This is a genomic window from Novosphingobium sp. KCTC 2891 (genome assembly GCF_025938155.1).
In the GTDB taxonomy this organism is placed as follows: Bacteria; Pseudomonadota; Alphaproteobacteria; order Sphingomonadales; family Sphingomonadaceae; genus Novosphingobium.
Map to the genome: position 1 here is coordinate 78,820 of NZ_JAPCZG010000013.1, position 4,010 is coordinate 82,829.

Here is a 4,010-nt window from a genome sequence, read left to right on the forward strand (position 1 = left end):
TTGCCGCTTGCCGTAGCGGCAAGGAATCGTTGGACGTCGTTTAATTGATCGCTTAAAGATTGGGAGCCGCCTCCCTCGGCGGTATTGCCGGGCTTGCCCGGCCAAGAACCGGGAGTTCGGGATGACTGTTTCCACCGCCGCCGTCGCGCGCGGCGCCAATGCCGATTTCACCATCGAACAGATCGAAGTCGCCGCGCCGCGCGCGGGCGAAGTGCGCGTGGCGATCGCCGGGGTGGGGCTGTGCCACACCGATCTCGTGTTCCGCGACCAGGTCGAGACGTTCGCCAAGCCGGCCGTGCTGGGCCACGAGGGCGCCGGCGTGATCGAGGCGGTGGGCGAGGGCGTGGAAGGCCTTGCCGTGGGCGACAAGGTCATGCTCGGCTTTTCAAGCTGCGGCGGCTGCCCGCGCTGCGACGAGCACCTGCCGAGCTATTGCAACCTGTTCGTGCCGTTGAATTATGCCGGGCTTCGGCTGGAAGACGGTTCGACCGCCTATTCGAAGGGCGACGAGCGCATGTCCTCGCACTTCTTCGGGCAATCCTCGTTCTCGGCGCTGGCGATCACGCGCGCGCGCAACGTGGTGAAAGTGCCCGAAGGCGTCACCGTGCCGCTCGAATACCTCGGCACGCTGGGCTGCGGGTTCCAGACCGGCGCGGGCGCTGTGCTGCGTTCGATGGACGCGCAGGAGGGCTCCTCGCTCGTGGTGTTCGGCGGCGGCCCGGTGGGCCTTTCGGCGGTCATGGCGGGGGTTATCCGCAAGTGCAGCACGATCATCCTGGTCGAGCCGGTCGCGGCGCGGCGCGAGATCGCGCTGGAATTCGGCGCGACCCACGTGATCGACCCGAAGGCGGTGGACGATCTGGGCGGCGCGATCCGCGCGATCCTGCCGCTGGGCGTGGACAGCGCGCTCGACACCACCGGGGTGGTGCCGGTGATCGAGGCGGGGCTGGGCGCGCTGGCGCCGCACGGGGTGATCGGGCTGGTCGGGGTGCCGCACCAGCCGGATGCCGCGATCACGGTGAACATCACTGCGCTGATGACGCCGGGCCTGCGCATCATCGGCATCATCGAGGGCGACAGCGAGCCGCAGGACTTCATCCCCGAGTTGCTGGCCTATCACGCGCAAGGCAAGTTCCCCTTCGACCGCCTGATCAAGACATTCCCGCTGGCCGAGATCAACGAAGCCATCGCAGCGCAGTCGCGCGGCGAGTGCATCAAGGTCGTGCTGGTCCCCTGACACCCTGTTTCAACCGGAGAATCCCGATGGAATTCAACGATACCTACAAGATGCTGATCGGTGGCGAATTCGTGGCCGGCAGCGCGGCGCTCGATGTGATCAACCCGGCCACCGAAGAAGTGGTCGCCAAGGTTCCCGACGCTACGCCCGAGGACCTCGATGCCGCGATCGCGGCGGCGCGCAAGGCGTTCCCCGGCTGGGCGGCGACTCCCATCGAGGAGCGCAAGGCCAAGCTCAATGCGCTGGGCGATGCGATCTTCGCGCATCTGGACGGGTTCATGCGCCTGCTGACCACCGAGCAGGGCAAGCCGCACACCGAGGCGCAGGGCGAGATCATGGGCGCGGGCTACTGGCTCAAGGCGTTCACGTCGCTCGACCTGCCCGAGACGGTCAACGAGGATTCGGACGAGCGCATCTCGATCACCCGCCACGTGCCGCTGGGCGTGGTCGGTGCGATCGCGCCGTGGAACTTCCCGATGATCCTCGCCATGTTCAAGGTCGCTCCGGCGCTGCTGGCAGGCAACACCATGGTGCTGAAGCCTTCGCCGTTCACCCCGCTGTGCACGCTCAAGTTCGCTGAACTGGCCGCGGAAATCCTGCCGGCGGGCGTGCTGAACGTCGTCACCGGCGGCGATAACCTCGGTCCGTGGATGACCGGGCACCCCGGTTTCGACAAGATCAGCTTCACCGGCTCGACCGCGACCGGCCGCCGCGTGATGGCCTCGGCCGCGCCGACGCTGAAGCGCGTGACGCTGGAACTGGGCGGCAACGATGCCGCGATCGTGCTGCCCGACGTCGACGTCGAGAAGCTGGCCGAGCAGCTGTTCTGGGCTGCTTTCACCAACAACGGCCAGATCTGCATCGCGACCAAGCGCATGTACATCCACAAGGATGTCTATGAACCGCTGCGCGACGCGATCGTCGCCTACGCCAAGACCGTGAAGGTGGGCGACGGCGCCGAGCAGGGCACGCAGATCGGTCCGATCAACAACAAGGCCCAGTACGACCGCGTGCTCGACCTGATCCAGGACGCCAAGGACAAGGGCTACAAGTTCCTGATGGGCGGGGACAAGACCGACGTTCCGGGCTATTTCGTGCCGATCACCATCCTCGACAATCCGCCCGAGAACAGCCGGATCGTGCAGGAAGAGCAGTTCGGCCCGGTGCTGCCGCTCATCCAGTTCGACGATTACGACGACGTGATCGCCCGCGCCAATGCCACCGATTATGGCCTTGGCGGCTCTGTCTGGTCGAAGGACGAGGAAAAGGCGTTTGAGCTGGCGCAGCGTATCCAGTCCGGCACGGTGTGGGTCAACGAGACGCAGCACCTGTCGCCGCTGGCGGCGTTCGGCGGCATGAAGCAGTCCGGCGTGGGCGTGGAAGGCGGGCTGGAAGGCCTGCTCGAATATACCAATGCGCAGACGCTGGTGCGCCGCAAGAACGCGGCCTTCACGGCCTGATCCCTTGGCCGGCCCGCGCAAACGTGCGGGCCGGCCTTTTCACATACCTGCCAACAACAGCCGCGGCGCGGCATCCGTGACCGCCGGAGGGAGACGATTGTCATGGAATATCCGCTGCCCAACACCTCGACCGACCTGACCGGACAGGTCGCGCTGGTGACCGGCGCCTCGTCGGGCCTTGGCCTCCGCTTTGCGCGCGTGCTGGCTGCTTGCGGCGCCAAGGTGGCGCTTGCCGCGCGCCGCATCGACAGGCTCGAAGCACTGGCCGAGGAAATTCGCGCGAACGGCGGGGAAGCCGTGGCCATCGCGATGGACGCGACCAAGGCCGAGGATCTGGTCGCCGCCGTCGCCAAGGCCGAGGAGGCGCTCGGCACGGTGACGATCCTGGTCAACAACGCCGGCATTCCGGACGCGCAGCGCGCGCACAAGATGGAGCTGGAGCTGGTCGACCGCGTGCTCGACATCAACCTGCGCGCGCCGTGGATCCTGGCGGTTGAAGTCGCCAAGCGGCTGATCGAGAAGAAGCAGCCGGGCCGCATCGTCAACATCGCGTCGGAAGCCGCGTTCCATTACAGCGGCAACGGCGCGGCGCTCTATTCGGTGACCAAGGCGGCGGTGGTGCGCCTGACCGAGACGCTCGCGGTCGAATGGTCGCGCAACCACATCAACGTCAACGCCATCGCGCCGGGGGCCTTCCAGTCGGAAATGCTGGCCGGGATGCTCGAACGCATGGGCGACATCAGCCAGCATATGCCGCGCAAGCGTCTGGGCGATCCGGCACAGCTGGATTCGACGCTGCTGTTCCTCGTCAGCCCCGCGTCGGACGCGGTGACGGGCACCTGCGTGCGGGTGGACGACGGCCAGCACGGCCGCTGAGCAACGATGCCATCGGGGCGAGGTTACGCCTTGCCCCGATGCGCGCCGCCGCGGCACCGGATGCGTTCCGGGGAGCGCCGGCCTCTACTGGCGCTGGCCACGTTCAGGCCGCGCAGCCGCCCGAGCAGCCGCCCACGGCCTTCATGGCGCGCAGCGGCTCCTCGCCTTCCATGGGCTTCAGGCCCAGCCGGGCGAACATCGCCGCGTCGGCATCGTCGCCGGCATTGGCGGCGGTGAGCAGCTTGTCGCCGGTGAAGATCGAATTCGCGCCGGCCATGAAGCACAGCGCCTGCGTCGCTTCCGACATGCTCTCACGCCCGGCGGAGAGGCGGACCATCGACAGCGGCATGGTGATGCGCGCCACCGCCACGGTGCGGACGAACTCGATGTCGTCGATCTTGGCGAGCGGGGTGTCGGCCAGCATGTCGCCCAGCACG

Annotated in this window: 3 protein-coding genes and 1 pseudogene; 3 read left to right on the forward strand and 1 reads right to left on the reverse strand. The window is 67.3% G+C overall.

Going from position 1 to position 4,010, the window contains the following annotated elements; genetic code table 11:
* The first annotated feature begins 121 nt into the window (after positions 1-121).
* The 3 genes from OLX02_RS18165 (at position 122) to OLX02_RS18175 (ending at position 3,573) form a co-directional block, all read left to right on the forward strand.
* Positions 122-1,237: an NAD(P)-dependent alcohol dehydrogenase gene (locus OLX02_RS18165; protein ID WP_264425100.1), complete on the forward strand. Its 1,116-nt coding sequence runs from the start codon at positions 122-124 to the stop codon at positions 1,235-1,237.
* A gap of 26 nt (positions 1,238-1,263) precedes the next feature.
* The gene (locus tag OLX02_RS18170) at positions 1,264-2,697 is read left to right on the forward strand and encodes an aldehyde dehydrogenase family protein (protein WP_264425102.1); all 1,434 of its coding nucleotides are present in this window, start codon (positions 1,264-1,266) and stop codon (positions 2,695-2,697) included.
* A 102-nt stretch (positions 2,698-2,799) separates the two neighbouring features.
* Positions 2,800-3,573 carry an SDR family NAD(P)-dependent oxidoreductase gene (locus tag OLX02_RS18175; RefSeq protein WP_264425104.1) on the forward strand — a complete coding sequence of 258 codons (774 nt, stop codon included), beginning with the start codon at positions 2,800-2,802 and terminating at the stop codon, positions 3,571-3,573.
* A 103-nt stretch (positions 3,574-3,676) separates the two neighbouring features.
* Here OLX02_RS18175 and OLX02_RS18180 read toward each other — a convergent pair.
* Positions 3,677-4,010 (reverse strand): annotated as a pseudogene (locus OLX02_RS18180) (biotin synthase); the annotation flags it as partial.